The organism is Ruegeria sp. AI3, from assembly GCF_056541245.1.
In genome coordinates this window covers 95,119-112,656 of record NZ_JBQFYA010000013.1, presented here as the reverse complement: position 1 = coordinate 112,656, position 17,538 = coordinate 95,119, and the positions used below count along the sequence as shown (strand labels likewise).

At 58.9% G+C, this 17,538-nt stretch carries 15 protein-coding genes; 6 read left to right on the top strand and 9 right to left on the bottom strand.

Going from position 1 to position 17,538, the window contains the following annotated elements:
* Nucleotides 1–55: 55 nt before the first annotated feature.
* The 5 genes from galE (at nt 56) to ACRZ95_RS18445 (ending at nt 6,365) form a co-directional block, all read left to right on the top strand.
* Entirely contained in the window at nt 56–1,039 is a 984-nt protein-coding gene (gene galE / locus ACRZ95_RS18465; RefSeq protein ID WP_170680841.1) for a UDP-glucose 4-epimerase GalE, read from the top strand.
* Nucleotides 1,040–1,046: 7 nt separating this feature from the next.
* Nucleotides 1,047–2,108 (top strand): glycosyltransferase family 2 protein, encoded by a 1,062-nt coding sequence (locus ACRZ95_RS18460; protein ID WP_170680712.1) that lies wholly within the window; start codon nt 1,047–1,049, stop codon nt 2,106–2,108.
* A gap of 145 nt (nt 2,109–2,253) precedes the next feature.
* The gene (locus tag ACRZ95_RS18455) at nt 2,254–3,240 is read left to right on the top strand and encodes a glycosyltransferase family 2 protein (RefSeq protein ID WP_170680709.1); all 987 of its coding nucleotides are present in this window, start codon (nt 2,254–2,256) and stop codon (nt 3,238–3,240) included.
* Nucleotides 3,237–4,937 carry a DUF5927 domain-containing protein gene (locus ACRZ95_RS18450; RefSeq protein ID WP_170680706.1) on the top strand — a complete coding sequence of 567 codons (1,701 nt, stop codon included), beginning with the start codon at nt 3,237–3,239 and terminating at the stop codon, nt 4,935–4,937. The genes ACRZ95_RS18455 and ACRZ95_RS18450 overlap by 4 nt, the downstream gene beginning before the upstream one ends.
* Nucleotides 4,938–4,943: 6 nt before the next feature.
* Complete coding sequence (locus tag ACRZ95_RS18445) at nt 4,944–6,365, top strand: nodulation protein NodH (protein ID WP_170680703.1); 1,422 nt, start codon at nt 4,944–4,946, stop codon at nt 6,363–6,365.
* Here ACRZ95_RS18445 and ACRZ95_RS18440 read toward each other — a convergent pair.
* From ACRZ95_RS18440 to hslO, 8 genes are all read right to left on the bottom strand, one after another.
* Nucleotides 6,362–6,880, bottom strand: coding sequence for a L,D-transpeptidase family protein (locus ACRZ95_RS18440; protein ID WP_170380233.1), 519 nt, complete (start codon nt 6,878–6,880; stop codon nt 6,362–6,364). The genes ACRZ95_RS18445 and ACRZ95_RS18440 overlap by 4 nt on opposite strands.
* 57 nt (nt 6,881–6,937) lie before the next feature.
* A complete protein-coding gene (locus tag ACRZ95_RS18435; RefSeq protein ID WP_170380232.1) occupies nt 6,938–7,723 on the bottom strand; it encodes an ion transporter in 786 nt (261 codons plus the stop codon).
* A 14-nt stretch (nt 7,724–7,737) separates the two neighbouring features.
* Nucleotides 7,738–8,967, bottom strand: a complete 1,230-nt coding sequence (locus ACRZ95_RS18430) for a class I SAM-dependent RNA methyltransferase (RefSeq protein ID WP_170680700.1) — start codon at nt 8,965–8,967, stop codon at nt 7,738–7,740.
* A 38-nt stretch (nt 8,968–9,005) separates the two neighbouring features.
* Nucleotides 9,006–10,838, bottom strand: coding sequence for an ABC transporter ATP-binding protein (locus ACRZ95_RS18425; protein ID WP_170680696.1), 1,833 nt, complete (start codon nt 10,836–10,838; stop codon nt 9,006–9,008).
* The gene (locus tag ACRZ95_RS18420; RefSeq protein WP_170680693.1) at nt 10,835–12,673 is read right to left on the bottom strand and encodes an ABC transporter ATP-binding protein; all 1,839 of its coding nucleotides are present in this window, start codon (nt 12,671–12,673) and stop codon (nt 10,835–10,837) included. The genes ACRZ95_RS18425 and ACRZ95_RS18420 overlap by 4 nt, the downstream gene beginning before the upstream one ends.
* A gap of 192 nt (nt 12,674–12,865) precedes the next feature.
* On the bottom strand, nt 12,866–14,020 hold the full coding sequence (locus tag ACRZ95_RS18415) for a CCA tRNA nucleotidyltransferase (RefSeq protein WP_170680690.1): 1,155 nt from the start codon (nt 14,018–14,020) through the stop codon (nt 12,866–12,868).
* Nucleotides 14,017–14,613 carry a CoA pyrophosphatase gene (locus tag ACRZ95_RS18410; RefSeq protein WP_480555363.1) on the bottom strand — a complete coding sequence of 199 codons (597 nt, stop codon included), beginning with the start codon at nt 14,611–14,613 and terminating at the stop codon, nt 14,017–14,019. Before ACRZ95_RS18410 ends, ACRZ95_RS18415 begins: the two co-directional genes overlap by 4 nt.
* Entirely contained in the window at nt 14,606–15,592 is a 987-nt protein-coding gene (hslO, locus tag ACRZ95_RS18405; RefSeq protein ID WP_170680684.1) for an Hsp33 family molecular chaperone HslO, read from the bottom strand. Before hslO ends, ACRZ95_RS18410 begins: the two co-directional genes overlap by 8 nt.
* A 76-nt stretch (nt 15,593–15,668) precedes the next feature.
* Between hslO and ACRZ95_RS18400 the strand changes: the two genes are divergently transcribed.
* A complete protein-coding gene (locus tag ACRZ95_RS18400) occupies nt 15,669–16,112 on the top strand; it encodes an NUDIX hydrolase (RefSeq protein ID WP_170680681.1) in 444 nt (147 codons plus the stop codon).
* A gap of 100 nt (nt 16,113–16,212) precedes the next feature.
* Here the strand turns inward: ACRZ95_RS18400 and ACRZ95_RS18395 are convergent, their stop codons facing one another.
* Nucleotides 16,213–17,484, bottom strand: coding sequence for a PP2C family protein-serine/threonine phosphatase (locus tag ACRZ95_RS18395; RefSeq protein WP_480555361.1), 1,272 nt, complete (start codon nt 17,482–17,484; stop codon nt 16,213–16,215).
* Between the last annotated feature and the right edge of the window lie 54 nt (nt 17,485–17,538).

The following is a 17,538-nucleotide window of genomic DNA, read 5'->3' as shown; positions in this document are numbered from 1 at the left end:
GACCAAACCTGCGAATCTGGCGTAGAAGCGCCCAAATATGACCAATGGACCTGATATGAAAACGATCCTTGTCACGGGTGGCGCAGGCTACATCGGCTCTCACGCTTGCAAGGCGTTGGCGCAAGCGGGCTTTGTACCGGTGACCTACGACAACCTAGTCACCGGCTGGCAGGATGCGGTCAAGTTTGGCCCCTTTGAACAGGGCGACCTGCTTGACCGCGCGCGGCTGGATGAGGTTTTTGCCAAATATCAGCCTATGGCCGTGATGCATTTCGCCGCGCTCAGCCAGGTTGGCGAGGCCATGAAAGAGCCCGCGCGCTATTGGTCGAACAATGTGACTGGCTCGCTGACTCTGATCGAAGCTGCAGTGGCCGCAGGCTGTCTGGATTTCGTATTTTCATCGACCTGCGCGACCTATGGCGATCAGGACAATGTTGTACTGGATGAGGACACGCCCCAGCACCCGATCAACGCCTATGGAGCCTCAAAGCGCGCGATCGAGGATATCCTGCGGGACTTTGAAGCCGCTCATGGCCTGCGCCATGTGATCTTCCGCTATTTCAATGTGGCCGGTGCCGATCCCGAAGGCGAGGTGGGAGAGTTCCACCGCCCTGAGACCCATCTGATCCCACTGATGCTGGATGCGATAGATGGCAAACGGGATGGCTTGACCGTGTTCGGCACCGACTATGATACGCCCGACGGCACCTGCATCCGCGACTATGTGCATGTCTGCGATCTGGTCGACGCGCATGTTCTGGGCCTGAACTGGCTGCAACAGGGCAAGGACAGCCGAGTGTTCAATCTGGGCACCGGCTCGGGGTTCTCGGTCCTTGAGGTTATCGAGCAGTCCAAAACCGTAACCAACCGCGCTGTTCCCTATAGCGTCGGACCCCGCCGCGCAGGCGATTGTACCAAGCTGGTGTCAGGCTCGATCCGCGCCGAGGGTGAGCTGGGCTGGAGGCCAAAATGCTCAACGTTAGAGACGATGATCACCGACGCGTGGCGTTGGCATCAAACCGGTGCCTACGAGAAATGAGCCGCCGTTGACCCCCGTCAGCGCCCAATTTCCTCGCATCAGCCCGGCCCAGAAATACCGGCTGCGGTGGAAACGGCGCAGGCTGCTGTGGAGATCCTGGCGCAGCCGCCACCAGTTGACCTGTTTGCAGAACAGAACCTCGGATATCCAGAGCGGAGGTATTCTGGCCTTCACCACCCTGCGCAACGAATTGGACCGTCTGCCGTGGTTCTTCCGGCACTACCGCGCCTTGGGCGTCGACCATTTTCTGGTCGTGGACAATGGCAGCGACGACGGATCGACCGAGTATCTCGCGCAGCAACCAGACGTATCGCTCTGGCACACTCAGGCCAGCTACCGCGCCGCGCGCTTTGGGCTGGATTGGCTGACCTCGCTGCAAATCCGGTACGGTCACGGCCATTGGTGCCTGACAGTCGACGCGGATGAGCTGTTGATCTACGCGCATCACGACACCCAGCCGTTGCAAGACCTCACCCGCTGGCTGGAGGGGCAAGGCCGGGCCGGGTTCGGTGCCTTGATGCTGGATCTCTACCCGAAAGGCCCGCTCGGGTCGCAAACCCATAACCCGGAAAGTGATCCGACCGAGGTCCTGAACTGGTTCGACTCCGGCCCCTACCGCGCGCAGCGGCAGACCCCGATGGGCAACCTATGGGTCCAGGGCGGCGCGCGTGAGCGGGTGTTTTTCGCCAATACACGCCAGCGCTCACCAACTTTGAACAAGATCCCTCTGATCAAGTGGTCCCGGCGCTATGCCTATGTAAACTCGACCCATTCCGCGTTACCACGTCACCTGAATGCGCTTTATGATGGGCCGAACGGAGCCGCGCCGTCGGGCGTGCTTTTGCACACGAAGTTTTTGCCCGAGATCGCCAAAAAGTCGCAAATCGAGAAACAGCGCCGCCAGCATTTTCATGATCCCGACCAATTCCAGACATACTATGATGGGATCATCGCGCAGCCGGATATGTGGACGGAGCGGTCCGAGGCTTACACCGGCTGGTTAAAACTACAGCAGTTGGGGCTGATGAATGCAGGGGGCTGGTCGGATCAGCAGGGCCAGGATTACTAACCTGTTGTAAATGCATTGCCCCTCAAGATGAAAAAATGGCATAGTCGGCGGAACCCGGATGTTGGACACTCAGCAATCAATCCGGGGACGCTCGCGTCAATAACAAGGGTTGGGCAGTCGCGTGGGCCTTTTGGAGTCTTATCGCATGAGGTTGCGGCGCAAGCGCCGTCTCGTGCGCTGCGTCAAAAGACGGCGTGAGCTAAAGCCCATCAGCACCAATACCGCCGCAATCCGCCCGGACGATGTGTTGCTGATGAGCGTTGTTCGTAACGAGAAGATCCGCCTGCCCTTCTTTCTGGAATACTACCGCAAGCTGGGCGTGAACCATTTTCTGTTTGTCGATAATGACAGCGACGACGGCAGTCTCGCGTTTCTGCGTACGCAGCCAGATGTCTCGGTCTGGCAGACGAAAACCAGCTATAAAAAGGCGGGATTCGGGTTGGACTGGTCCAACTATCTGCTGCGCAAATACGCGCATGGGCATTGGGTTCTGACCGTCGATCCGGATGAGTTCTTTATCTATCCGTTTTGCGACACACGCCCGATCAGCGCGCTGACGGATTGGCTGGACAGCTGTGCGGTGCGCAGTTTCGGCACCATGCTGATCGACATGTATCCCGAAGGTCCCGTAGACGACGAACCCTACCATGAGGGTCAGGACCCGTTTGAAATCGCGCGTTGGTTCGATGCCGGGAACTACATGATTTCCAAGAATCCCGAATATAAGAACCTATGGATTCAGGGTGGCCCAAGGGCCCGTGTTTTCTTTCAGGACACCCCCTCGAAGGCCCCGGCGCTGAACAAGATACCCTTAGTGAAGTGGGATCGGCGCTATGTCTATATCAGCTCGACCCATTCGCTGCTGCCGAGGGGTTTGAACCAAGTTTATGACGAATGGGGTGGGGAAAAGACCAGTGGCGCGCTGCTGCATGCCAAGCTGATCAACACGCTTGGCGACAAGGCGCGCGAAGAGATGCAGCGCAATCAGCACTATCGTGGTTCCGGTGAGTACAAGGCCTACGCCAAACAGTTAGAGGAGCAGCCCGTTTTCCGCTGCGATTGGTCGGAACAATACATCAATTGGCGCCAGCTTGAGATTCTGGGCCTCATGTCGAAAGGCAACTGGGCATGAGTTCGCTGGGCATCGTCATGCTGGTCCACACGGCTCTGGACCGGGCCGAGCAGGTCGCCCGCCACTGGACCGCCGCGGGCTGCCCGGTTGTGATCCACGTGGACGGCAAGGTCGCCGAAAAGACGTATTCAAGCTTTGTCGCCTCCTGTGCGGACAACCCTCTGATCGGTTTCTCGGATCGTCGTACTTGCGATTGGGGCCGTTGGGGTATCGTGGCCGCCTCACAATCCGCATCCGAGCAGATGCTGGAGGCCTTCCCAGACGTGCGGCATGTCTTCCTGTCGTCCGGCGCCTGTCTGCCTCTGCGCCCGGTGCAAGAGCTGATCGACTACCTTTCCGACCGTCCCCGCGTCGATTTTATCGAAAGCGCTACAACCGCTGATGTCAGCTGGACGATCGGTGGGCTGGACCATGAACGCTTTACCCTGCGCTTCCCGTTTTCCTGGCGCAATCAGCGCAAACTGTTTGACGCCTATGTAAAACTGCAACGGGCGACCGGCATGCGCCGCCGCATTCCCGATGGCTTGACTCCGCATATGGGCAGCCAATGGTGGTGCCTGACCCGGCAGACCCTCTCGGCCATTTTGCAGGACCCCAGGCGTAAGGTCTATGACCGCTATTTCCGCCATGTCTGGATACCGGATGAAAGCTATTTTCAGACCCTCGCGCGCCTCTATTCCACGCATATCGAAAGCCGGTCACTGACCCTGTCGAAATTCGATTACCAGGGGCGGCCCCACATCTTTTACGATGATCATCTGCAATTGCTACGCCGGTCGGACTGCTTTGTTGCCCGTAAAATCTGGCCCCGGGCCGAGAGACTTTATCACTCTTTCCTGACCGACCAGTCCAGCGCGATACGACCGGCCGAGCCTAACCCGGGCAAGATCGACCGAGTCTTCTCAAAGGCGGTCGAACGGCGCACCCATGGGCGTGATGGCCTCTATATGCAAAGCCGCTTTCCCCGCCACGGGAGCGAGAACGGATTGACGGCGGCGGGGTATTCGGTTTTTCAGGGCTTCTCGGACCTGTTTGAGGAGTTCGAAACCTGGCTGGAGACTACGACCAACACTCGCGTCCACGGGCACCTTTTTGCTCCGAACCGCGCCGAATTCGCTGAGGGTGAGTCGATCACCAATGGCGCGCTTAGCGACAGTGCCACGTTGCGCGACTATAACCCCAAGGCTTTCCTGTCGAACCTGATCTGGAACACGCGCGGCCAACGCCAATGTTTCCAGTTCGGCCCGCGGGACACGCAGGACATCAACTGGTTTCTGGCGCGGGACAAGAACGCGCAGATCTCGGTGATTACCGGGGCGTGGGCGATCCCGCTGTTCCGGTCAAACATGAACTTCGCCGATATCCGGTGCGAAGCCGCCCGCTTGCAACAGATCGAGAGCAAACAGCTTGAAGTGCTGAGCTCGGTTTGGACAAAGGCGCGTGTACGGAGCTGGACACTGGCAGATTTCATTGAGGCCCCAATGGAACCTCTTCAAACCATTCTGGACGAGATCGCGCCACAGACGGCTCGCCACCTGACCGAGGCCCCGCTGATGGTCGATCTGGCGGGCTTTGGGCAGTTTCTCCAGAACCTCAAGAACCAGGGCATGCATCCGCAACTGATGGGCGATTTCCCCGTCGATGATGTGTTTGGAACCCGCACCAAGCCTTTCCGCAAACCTTATCTGGTGCAGTGATCCCCGATGGCCGGTCTCTTTGAATCGTTCGTGATCCTGGGTGCGATGCGCACCGGATCAAACCTGTTAGAGGCCAACCTGAACCGGATCGACGGCCTCACCTGCCATGGCGAGGCCTTCAACCCGCATTTCATCGGGCGGGTGAAATCAGACCAGATTCTGGGTCTAACACTGGACGAAAGGGACGACGATCCGGACAGACTTCTAGCAGCCATCCGCACGGCCCCGGACGCGTTGCACGGCTTTCGGTATTTTCAGGAACACGACCCGCGTGTCTTGCCTGAGGTCCTGAACGACCCGCTCTGCGCCAAAATTATCCTCAGCCGCAATCCGCTGGACAGCTATCTGTCGCTGAAGATCGTTCGGAAAACCAAGCAATGGCAGTTGAAGAACATTAAGCGCCGGTTGGAGGAAACGGTCGCATTCGACGCGGCTGAGTTCTCGGACTACGTCGACACCCTTGCCTCTTATCAGACGTCTCTGCTGAACCACCTGCAAAGATCGGGCCAGACCGCCTTTTACATCAACTATGATGACCTGGACGATCTTGAGGTTTTGAACGGTCTCGCCAAGTGGCTGGGAGTCGATGGGCGGTTGGATGCGCTTGACGATACGCTCAAGCCGCAGAACCCGTCAGCCGCCGTGACCAAGGTGACCAACCCGGACGAGATGGCGCGTGCAGTGTCAGGGATGGACCGTTTCGCCCTGCACCGCACGCCGGATCTGGAACCTCGACGCCCCCCAAAGCTGCAAAGACAAATAGCGGCTCCAACAACACCACTGCTATTTTTACCTGTTCCTGGTGGGTTAGAGCCTGTTGTTACCCAGTGGCTGGCGCGGATGGATGGATGCGACGAGGATGCTTTGCACGACACCCCGGACGCGGTCGAAAGCTGGATGCAAGCCCATCCTGGGCTCCGCAAATTCACCGTTCTGCAACATCCGATCGCCCGCGCGCATACTGCGTTTTGTAACTATGTTCTAGCTAAAGACCATGAGGACTATGCCGATATCCGCCACATGCTGCGCAATAGGTTCAAACTGCCGATTCCCGGACAGCTGCGTGAAAAGAATTACTCGAAAGACCAGCACCATGCGGCGTTTGCAGCTTTCCTGACCTTCCTGCATCACAATCTGAACGGCCAGACCCCGATCAGGGTCGATGCGATGTGGTGCAGCCAGTCAAAGGTGATTGAGGCCATGACGCCAATCGCCCTGCCCGACCTGATCCTGCGAGAGGATGACCTGCAGACGGCTCTGCCCGATCTCGCCACAAGCTTGGGGAACGCAAACCCACCCACGCCTGAAATCCGCGCCGCAGATACGCCTTACAGATTGGAAGAGATCTACGACGCACAGCTCGAAGCGCTGGCAGCAAAAGCCTACCAGCGCGACTATGCGAAATTCGGGTTTGGGCCCTGGCGCTAGGGACGCAGAGTGATCAGCGTACCTTTGTTGACCATCGCATAGATCTCTTCGATCTCGTTATTCTTGACGGCGATGCATCCGGCGGTCCAGTCCGGGGTCTTCTTGGCGCGCTTAAGCTCCGACCGCAGACTGGGCTGACCGTGGATAAAGATATCACCACCCGGATCAACGCCCGCCGCCTTGGCCTGAGCTACATCCTGTGAGTTGGGATAGGAAATACCCAAAGACAGATGATAGCGGCTTCTCGGGTTGCGCCGATCGATCAGGTAGCTCCCCTCTGGGGTCCGACCATCACCACGCTTGGTTTTGGTGCCATTGGGCGCAAAGCCCAGATCAACATCATATTCCCGCAAGACATGCTCATGATGCAAAAGGTACATCTTGCGCGCGCTCTTGTTGACGACCAGCGAGGTCACCTCGGGTCCATCATATGTCAGAAATCTGGGTCCGGCTGAGGCACAAGCCGAAAGGCTCAGCGTTGCCATTGCACCCAATCCAAATGCTCGACGATCCATGATTCACTGCCTGCTGCTTTTTTTTGGGTATTATGCCAAAAACTGAAAAAACTGAAATCACTTTTTGATGTTTGATTGCTCAATTAGTCGGCGTTCTATGGCTTCCAGCCGCTCTAGCACCTCATCTCGGTAGGCATCGGTCTTCACTTCGTCCTCGGCGTGGTGCGCATCCTGCATCGAATTCACGATCAGACCGACCAGCAAGTTCACAACCGCGAAGGTGGTGACCATAATAAAGGGCACAAAGAACAGCCAGGCGTAGGGGTAGACCTCCATCACAGGACGCACGATGCCCATGGACCAGCTTTCCAGCGTCATGATCTGGAACAGCGTATAGGCTGAAAGGCCCAGATCCCCAAACCAAGCCGGGAAGGAATAAGAGAACAACTTGGTCGAGATCACCGCGCCAATATAAAACAGAATCGCCATCAGCAGGAACACGCTGGCCATGCCCGGAAGGGCCGAGATAAAACCTTCGACCACCCGGCGCAGACGCGGCGCAACCGAGATCACACGCAAGACCCGCAGGATTCGCAGGGCCCGCAGCACTGACAGACCGCCCGCGCTTGGGACCAGAGCGATGCCAACGATCGTGAAATCGAATAGATTCCAACCACTCTTGAAGAAGTTGCGACCTGAGACGATCAGCTTCATCGCGATCTCGACCACAAAAACCGCAAGGCATAGTTTATCGAGAATGACGATCAGCGACCCAGCCGCGTCCATCAGCGTCGGTGAGGTCTCCATCCCCAGCAAGATCGCGTTAAAGATGATCACAGCCGTGATGAACTGCCCGAAGAGGGGGGCTTCGATGATGCTCTGCAAGCGCTGTTTGAACGCCATGGGTTGCTGTCTCCTTAACGTGCGGGGTTCAGCACAAACCGCGCGGCCAGTTCCGTATGGGACGACCACCGAAATTGGTCAACGACCTGCACCCATTCAAGGGCGTAGCCTGCATCAACCAGCGTTTTTGCATCCCGCGCAAAGGTAATGGGGTTGCACGAGACATAGGCGATCACCGGGGGCTGCGCCTGCGCAAGTTCTGCGACCTGCGCTTCGGCCCCCGCACGCGGCGGGTCAAGGACCACGGCATCAAAGCCCTTGAACTCATCCGGCATTAGTGGGCGCCGGAACAGATCACGGGCCTCACAGGTGACGCGTTTCAACCCCGTGGCCTTGCGCCATCCCTGATTAAGTGCCTGCGTCATAGCGGATTCACCTTCGACCGCGTGAACCTCGACCTCCTGCGCGAGCGGTAGAGAGAAGGTTCCACTCCCGGCAAACAAGTCCACAACCCGCCTTGCACCTTGCGTGGCTTCCAAAACAGCCTGTGTTAGAGCCTGTTCTCCGCCCTTTGTGGCCTGCAGAAAGGCCCCCGGTGGCGGGATGACCCCGGCGATTCCAAAGCGCTGGACTGGCGGTTGCCGCATCGCGATCACCTCACCATCCCAGCTGAGGCGCGCCAGCCCGTGTTTCTCGGTCGCTTGTGCCAAGGCAAGCTCCAGCGGGCCGTCCAAGGGCTTGCCGCCTGACACCGCGATATCCAGACCACCCTCGGACAGGGTCAGCGTAACCGCCAGTACACCTTTGCGGCTGCCACCCAGCAGCGCCAACGCCTCGGCGACCGGGATCGCTTCGATCAAAGCCGGATCCAGAAGATGGCAATCCGGGATTTCGGTGATCGTGTCGGACGCGCGGCCGTGAAATCCGGCCAGCGTGCCTTTCTTCGTCCGCCGCACGGCAATCGTTGCCCGCCGACGAGACCGCTCGGGTGAAGTGTGGATCGGCCGCATCGGGGCCTCGAGGCCCTGTGCTGACAGCGCTGCGCGCACGATTTCCACCTTCCAATCCGCCACAAAGGCGTCTGAGGCGTGCTGCAACTGGCAGCCTCCACACGCTTTGTAGTGGCGGCAAGGGGCTTTAACCCGTTGATCGGACGGGGTTTCCACCCTCATGTCTTCCAGTAGCTGGCCGACCAAGGTTCCGCTGACCACTTCGCCCGGCAAAGTTCGGGGAATATAGACAGGGCCGTCTGCGATGCCGTCACCCTGATGACCAAGGCGGTTGATGGTGAATTGCTGCGTCATGGGGGCCTGATAGCCGGGCTTTGTCTGCAACAAAACCCTTATTCTGCGGCCTCGGCCTGAATGAAACCACCCGACTGGCGATGCCAGAACCGCGCATACAGCCCGCCCTGGTCCAAAAGCGCCTCATGCGTGCCGGCTTCAACGATCCGCCCCTGATCCAGCACGACGATCCGGTCCATCTCGCTGAGGGTCGACAGGCGATGCGCGATGGCAAGCACGGTTTTACCCTCCATCACCCGATGCAGCGCAGTCTGGATCGAGGCCTCGACCTCGGAGTCGAGCGCCGAGGTCGCCTCGTCCAGCACAAGGATAGGCGCGTCCTTCAGAATGGCACGGGCCAGGGCGATCCGCTGCCGTTGTCCACCGCTGAGTTTCACGCCTCGCTCACCCAAGTGCGCGTCGTAGCCTTTCCGGCCCTGCGCGTCTTCGAGGCTCAGGATAAACTCATGCGCTTCAGCTTTCTCGGCGGCCTCGATCATCTCGGCCTCGGACGCATCAGGGCGGCCATACAGAATGTTCTCACGCGCAGAACGGTTGAACATGGCGGTTTCCTGCGTGACCATCCCGATCTGACGGCGCAGGCTGTCTTGCGTCACTTGCGACACATCCTGTCCGTCAATCAAAATCGCGCCTTTTTCCCCGTCATAGAGCCGTAATAACAGCGAAACGAGGGTTGATTTGCCCGCCCCTGAAGCCCCGACGATGCCCAGCTTTTCGCCCGGTGCGATCGTCAGGTTCAGATCAGAAACCCCGCCAATATCCCGACCATAGGCAAAGCTGACCGCCTCAAAAGCGATGCGGCCCAGAGACACAACCAAGTCCTTGGCTGCTGCGGCATCCTCAACCCGATCCCGCTTGGCCAGCGTTTTCATGCCGTTTTCGATCTCGCCAACATTGGCGTAGAGACCCATAAGCGTGAAGCTGACCCAACCCGTCATCTGGGAAATGCGGATCGCAACTGCACCCGCCGCCACGATGTCTCCGGCCGTTGCCATGCCCAGTTGCCAAAGCCAAAGCGTTGCACCCAGTAGCATCACGGGCAGAACACCTGCCAGAACCATGAGGATGAACCGAAACATGGCGGAGAGTTTCCCGAAATCCAGAGACCTCTCGCGCAGGTCGACCATCGCATTTCGCGCTGTCTGATCTTCGAACGCAGAGTGGGCGAACAGCTTGACGGTTTTGATATTGGTGATCGTATCCACCACCTGACCCGACACCATTGCCCGTGCGCCCGCCCGTGCGGCCGAGCGTTTGCGAATGCGTGGAAGATACCAGCGGACTAGCATGAAGTAGACCACCAGCCAACCGGCAAACGGCAGCATCACCAAGGGATGAATAGACCCTAACAAAAGCAAAGACCCCACAAGGGAAGCTAACGCAAAGACAATCGCACTGATCGTTTCTGATACGACCGAGGCCATCGCATTCGAGGTTTGCATCTGTTTCTGGGCAATCCGACCGGCAAAATCGTCGTCGAAATACGTGACTGACTGGCCCAAAGTCCAACGGTTCAGCTTGGCTAGAACCAAGGGCGGGATGTTCGGCATGACGATGTAGTTGTTCGACACCGAGGACAGACCGAACAGGATCGGACGGATCACCATAAAGAAGGCCGCCGCGCCGACAATCATCCAGATATTCTCAGCCGTCAGAAAACGCTCGGGCCCGCCCGAGGTGGCGACGTCGATCACCCGGCCCAAAATCCAGGCGGTGGCGGCCTCCATCGCACCAGCGATCGCCGAGAACGCCGCCGCGACAAACAGCATGGGCCAGGCGCCTGACAGACTCCAGCGAATGAACGCCCCCAGCGTTTGCGGTGGGGGCGTCTCGAAGTTCTTGAACGGGTTGATGAGGTCGGCAACCCTCATTCAGCGGCCTCCGGATTCATGAAGCCGCCAGATTGCCGCGCCCAGAACTGCGCGTAAAGGCCACCCTGCGCCAAAAGGTCGGCATGCGCGCCCTCTTCCACGATCCGGCCCGCATCCATAACTAGAATACGGTCCATCTGAGCGATAGTGCTGAGCCTGTGGGCAATGGCAATAACGGTTTTTCCTTGCATCATACCGTAGAGGGTTTCCTGAATGGATGCTTCAACCTCGGAATCTAGGGCGGATGTCGCCTCATCCAACAGCAAAATCGGCGCGTCCTTCAGAATGACCCGCGCCAGCGTCACACGCTGCCGCTGACCCCCTGATAGCTTCACGCCACGCTCGCCCACGTGCGCATCATACCCGGTTCGGCCCTGAGGGTCCTGCAGGTCGAGGATGAACCCATGCGCTTCGGCCTGTTTGGCAGCGGCGATCATCTGGTCCTCGGTCGCGTCCGGGCGGCCATAGAGGATATTGTCGCGCACCGACCGATGCAGCAAGGCGCTGTCTTGCTGGACCATGCCGATACGGCTGCGCAAACTGTCCTGCGTGACCTGCGCTATGTTCTGATCGTCGATCAGAATGGCTCCTCGCTCAACGTCATAAAACCGCAAAAGAAGCTTTACTAGGGTCGATTTTCCGGCACCGGAGCGCCCGATCAGGCCAATCTTCTCGCCCGGTTGAATGGTCAGATGGATGTGGTCCAATCCTCCGGCCTCGCGGCCATAATGGTGCGACAGATCGTTGATTTCGATCTTACCCTTGCTCAGTTGCAGCGGCTTCGCCGTAGGCGCATCCAGCAGGTCGATGGGTTGGGCGATGGTCTCCATCCCCTCAGCGACGATGCCAAGCTGGCGGAAGAAGCTGGTCAGCGCCCACATGATCCACCCGGTCATCGCGTTCAGGCGCAGGGTCAAGGCAGTCGCCGCAGCAACAACACCAACCGAAGCTGTGCCTTGCATCCACAGAGAAATCGCCCATCCCACGACGCCCACGATCAGCAGACCGTTCAGAGTGACCAGAACCGCGTCCATGATAGTGAAGATCCGCATTTCGATCTGGAACGTGCGGCGCGTCTCTTCGATGGCCTCGCGGGCATAGTCCATCTCTTGCCGGCCATGGGCGAACATCTTGACCGAGTGGATATTGGTGTAGCTGTCCACCACACGCCCCGTCACGGTGGAACGCGCATCGGACGCCGCCTTGGATGCCGGGCCAACGCGCTGGATCGTCCAGCGCACCAACAGCGCATAAAGCGCAAACCAGATCAGCAGCGGGATCAGCAATCGTGGGTCTGCAGCATACAACAGAATGGCAGCGCCAATCAGATAGGCCAACGAGAACGAGATCGCGTCAAAGACCTGGAACACCACCTCGCCGGCAGCAGGAGGGGTCTGCATGATCCGGTTGGCAATCCGCCCGGCAAAGTCATTCTCGAACCAGCCAACCGACTGGCGCAAAACATGTTTATGCGCCCGCCAGCGGATCAGCGTGCCAAAATTCGGTAGGATCGTGTTGTTGAGCAGCAGCACGTCGATCAAATGCAGCAACGGACGCAGCAGTAGGACAAACGCAGCCATCAGCAACAGCTCAGTCCCGTGGTTATGCCAGACTTCGGCCGGAGTTCCACCCAGTAGATCGACCACGCGACCCATATAGGCGATCAACCCGATCTCAACCCCGGCAACGATGATCGATATCAGCGCCGCCCAGGCAAACACCCGATAGAACGGGCGCGAGTAGTCCAGCATGAACGGCCACAGCTTGGTTGGTGGCGCGTCGGCTTCTTTATAGGGGCCAAAAGGGTCAACGAGGTTTTCGAAATAGCGAAACATAGAGGAGTGCTCCGATTGAGCAGAAAATTAGACATGCGAAGAAGAATGGCGCCTGAACACCACCCTATACGGGGTAAGCGTCCCGGCTTTAGCCGAACCAGATCCCGTAATACATTCGCAGTCCTCCATCCATGTGACAGCCGCACGTAAGCACAAACGTTCTGATTTGTCATCCCCTTTTGAGACTTCGTGCTACCCTGCCAGCAAATCCTCGCGCGTCAGGGTGAAGCCGGACGCGATCCAGCTTGCCTCAAGATCGGCCAGTTTCCTGCCCAGCGCAGGGCCAGAGAAGCTGGGAATTAGATCCGTCGCCTTGATCGGGAACTGCGCGGCGGCCCCTGAATGCAGCGCCGCGCGCAGATCCTCGGACCACGGGCGCTCCAGAAACGCACATCGCAACAGTGTTTCGTGCAAGCCCCCCTCGTCGCCATAGCGGTAGCCCAGTTCGGCCACACTGGTCGAGGCCTGCGCCTCCTCCCGCATCCGGGTCAGTCGTTGCAGTTGGTTGCGGCTCAGGCGCAGCGTCTCCGCGTCCTCGGGCGTAGCAATGGCTGCCAACCGGCGCACTGCGTCCGGTTCGGCACCTGCGGCCTGCTCGATCGCGACCAAAGGCGAAAGGGCGCGATCATCCGCGCCCGGTAGAAGCTGCGCCAGCACCCCCGTGCTGCGCATTGCGGCAACGGAAGGGGCCGGGTCGGGCGCGCCCAAAAGTTTCAACAGCTCCGCCCCGACACGTTCCCGCGACAAGGTGGACAAACCCTCCAGATTCTCAGCGATCGCTGCCAGGGCATCCGGATCGAACCCTGCCTCGACATCTCCGTACCAGGCATGAAACCGGAAATAGCGCAGGGATCGTAGGTAGTCTTCGCGGATGCGGTTTTCTGCGGTTCCGATGAACCGAACGCGGCGCGCTTGAAGGTCCGGTAGGCCCAAAAGCGGGTCTAACACGGCGCCATTTGGCTTTGCATAGATCGCGTTCATGGTGAAATCGCGCCGTGCTGCATCCTCTTCCACCTTGTCCGAGAAGGCCACGACCGCGCGGCGGCCATCGGTTTCCACATCGCGGCGAAAGGTGGTGATCTCATGCGGGATGTGATTGCAGACCACAGTGATCGTGCCGTGATCAATCCCCGTGGGAATCGCCTTGAGCCCGGCGCTCTGCGCCAGCTCCAGCACCCTTTTGGGATGCGCATCTGTTGCGATATCAATGTCCGATACTGGCGCGCCCAAAAGCGCGTTGCGCACACATCCCCCCACAAACAGCGCTTGCGCGCCGCCATCCGTGAGGGCTGCGCATACCTTTTGTGTCGCAGGGTCCGAAACCCAAGCCGCGCTGATTTGCTTCATTCACTCACCCGTGCTGCAAGCCCGCGCAATATGCGGGCGGTCGCGCCCCATATGTAATAAGGGCCATAGGGCACGGCGAAATACTTCCGTCTTGTCCCCTGCCAACGGCGCGACTCGATCACATAATTCGCAGGGTTCAGCACATGTGCAAGGGGGACCGAGAAAATTTCGTCTACTTCGCCCGGCTCAGGCACCGGATCGAAGCCCTGCCGGATGATTGCCACCACCGGAGTAACCGAGAAGGACGTGACGGTTTCATGCGTGGGCAGAAAGCCCAGGACTTCAGGCAGGTCAATGCGCAGACCGACCTCTTCCCGCGCCTCGCGTAGGGCAGCGGCGGTGACATCCGCGTCGCCTTCATCCTGCTTGCCGCCGGGAAAGGCGATCTGGCCAGGGTGATGCTTCAACGCCGAGGAGCGTTTGGTCAGGATCAGCCGTGGCATCCCGTCCGCGACGGTGATCGGCACAAGCACCCCCGCCGGGCGCAGTTTTCGCCCCGGCGGCAGCACGGTGTCTGGGTTCAGGTCAAAATCACTGGACCCATGGCCCGGACGAGCCAAAGCCGTCCGGAGTTGCGTCTCTAACTCACACACTTTTGCTGTCTTCGGCGTCAAAGCCCACGGTAGCAGGGTCCAGCACATAATGCGCACCGCAGAATTGACAATCGGCCGTAACCTGACCTTCGGGGGTGGTCATCTTTTCGATGTCCTTGGCCGAATAGATCGACAGGCTCTGGCGCACACGCTCTTCTGAACAAGTGCAACCGAACTGTACCTGCTGCGCGTCATAGACCCGTGGGTTTTCCTCATGGAACAGACGCACCAGCAGATCGGTTGGCGCAATCGAGGGGCCGATCAGTTCAAGATCCTCGACCGTGTCCAGCAGTATATTGACACGGCCCCAGTTCTCACCTTCTTCGCCATCGACAAGATCAGTGGCGGTCAGGATCTCTCCGGTGCCTTCGCTGGACGCCGCAAAAGGCGAGGCTTTGGGCATATGTTGCAACATGATGCCGCCTGCGCGCCAATGCTCACCCACACCCGGTTCAGTCGATTTGCCGAAGCTCAGCGAGAACCGGGTCGGCAACTGCTCGGACTGCGCAAAATAGGCTTCGGCACAAGCACTGATCGAGCCTCCGGCCAGCGGAGTGATGCCCTGATAAGGCTGCGTGCCTTCGCCCTGGTCGATCATGATCGCGAAATAACCCTCGCCCACCTGTTCGAAGGGCGTACCATCGGTCAGACGGTCGCGGTCGAAACTGGCGTAAGCGCGGATGCGGGCCGGCTCACCCTCTTTCTGTGGTGCGTAGTAGTCGGTGGCAATCATGCGCACCGGACCCTTGGACTGCACCTGCAGCGACAGCTTCCAGCGAAGCGAGACAGTCTGGCCGATCAACGCGGTCAGCAGGGCCATCTCGGCCACCAGGGCCTCAACCTTTTCCGGATAGTCATGCTGTTTCAGGATGCCGTCCAACACGCCATCCAGACGGGCCACGCGCCCGCGCATGTCCGATACATCGAGTTGAAAGGGCAGGACGGTATCGTCCCACGCGATTTTTGTTCCAAGAGACATGGGGTTTCCTTACACGCCAAGGGTTGGCATACCGGCACCATATAGGTCGCAGAGATTGGGTTGTAAGGGGCCATACATGATCAGACGGTTCGGCGAAAGCCCTGAACCCGGGCGCAAGTACACCCGGCGGGTCGGAGTCTACGCGTTGCTGCCCCGCTCAGGGCACCTTCTTCTGACCTGCCAGACCGAACCGGGGCCGGATCTGCAATTGCCCGGCGGCGGAATAGATCCGGGTGAATCACCCGCAACCGCTCTGCACCGCGAAGTATTTGAGGAAACGGGCTGGCTGATCGCGGCACCCCGTCGTGTCGGCGCGTTCCGGCGATTTACCTATATGCCGGAATATGACCTCTGGGCCGAGAAGGTCTGCCTGATCTATCACGCGCGCCCGGTACGACGACTGGGGCCACCGAGCGAACCGTTCCACGAAGCGCTCTGGATGCATACCGCCGACGCGGTTGAAACGCTGGGCAACGATGGCGATCGCCATTTCGCGATGCTGCATCTTCGCAGGCTTTAGATCGTTTCGGGTTTAGCCTGCGACGCGAATACCCTGCCACGCTTTCAGCGTTTTCGGGACATTTGTTTCACTTGATGATTCAGGTAAAATCCAAAACGCTTTAGGCCCCATTATATTCGAAGAACACGGCCGAGACATCGTCGCCCATACCGCTTTCAGGTGACATCACCTGTGTCAGGCGCCAGAACAGATCGTCCAAAAACTCAGGCCCACCGCGACCCGCCGCACAGTCGAGCGCCATGTCCCGCAAGCCGTCGTCATCCAGCATTCCGCCTTCAGCCAAAGCGCATTCCGTGAACCCGTCTGAATGCAGTAACAAACGGTCCCCCGGCTCCATCTTCGTCTCAATCTGCTGAAACTTCACATCCGGGATCAACCCGATGGGTAGCCCACCTTCGCCCAAAAACTCGGTCGTGCCATCGCGCCTTAGCATCAACGGATGTGGATGCCCGGCCTGAACCATCCTGATATGCCCGTTGCGCAGATCTACAATGGCATAGACCATAGTAAAATATTCTTCGATCCCGGCATCCGCCAGCAATCGGGAATTCAGCATCCCCGCGACTTCCTCCGGGGGAAGCAAAGCGTAGAATTTGCCAAACCGCTTTTCCATTGCGACGTTCTGTTCGAAATGTTTGCTGGACAGATAACCGCCCAACCGCGCCGTCATCATCGCCGAGGTGATGCCGTGACCAGATACATCAATGCTGTAGAACCCAAGGCGGTTCGGACCGGGTGAGAACATCCCCACCAGATCGCCCCCGATATGCCCGCAGGGTTTCAACAACAGGCTGACACGCGAATTTCCGAACTCTTGCGTGAGGTCGGGCACCAGCGATTCCTGTATCTTGCGGGCTTGGATCAGGTCCTTGTCGATGGCCTCATGCGCAAGTTTCAGCTCTTGCAGGGCGGATTCGATCAGTCGGTTTTTCTGGGATAACTCACGCTGCATATCCAGAATCCGCGCCCCAGCCGAGATACGCGCGCGCAGCTCATCCGCCTCAAGCGGTTTGATCAGGAAATCATCTGCGCCTGCATCTAGACCGCGCGCAACCTCATGCTTTTCGCTTTTGGAAGTGAGCAAGATAAAATAGCTGTAATGTTCCGCCTCGAGCGCGCGGAAGGCGCGGCAGAACTCAAGCCCGCTCATCCCCGGCATGACCCAATCGCTGAGAACAAGGTCCGGCGCGGCTTCGGTGCAGATATCTATCGCCGCCTCGCCATTGTCGGCCTCAAGTACCTCAAATCCCCATTTCTTGAGCGAGGCCACCAGAATGCGCCGTTGCAGGCGGCTGTCATCCACAACCAGCACCCTCCGGATTGCACCGAAGTCCAGATCGGATCTGGTTTCCTCAAGACTTGCCGCTGGCACTCTGCAACCCCACACGCTTCCTTTTATCGGGATGGTGTGACCCTACGCGTTTGG